The 282-nt window shown below is 66.7% G+C and carries 1 protein-coding gene; it reads left to right on the top strand.

The window, feature by feature from the left end:
• The coding region (locus MFF64_RS36790) for a transposase (protein WP_238193969.1) at positions 1–282 on the top strand (282 nt) is incomplete at both ends.

Below are 282 nucleotides of genomic sequence, written 5' to 3'. Positions count from 1 at the left end.
CAGCGATGTCACCACAGCTCCAGCCGTGCTGGCCGACACGCCCGGCCGGATCCACCGCTTGGCCGCCGACAAGGGTTACGACGCCGATTGGCTGCGCGCTGACCTGCGCGCGAAGGGCATCACGCCGATCATCCCGGGCAAGCGCGGTCGGAAGAAGAGGATCCGCCACGACAAGCGCCGCTACCGCGAACGCTGGCGGATTGAGGCGACCTTCAACCGCCTCAAGGATTTCCGCCGCATCGCCACACGATACGACAAGCTCGCCCGTAACTACGCCTCAGC

Source organism: Methylobacterium frigidaeris (genome assembly GCF_022179185.1).
Lineage (GTDB): Bacteria > Pseudomonadota > Alphaproteobacteria > Rhizobiales > Beijerinckiaceae > Methylobacterium > Methylobacterium frigidaeris.
This window is presented reverse-complemented; position numbering and strand designations above follow the sequence as displayed.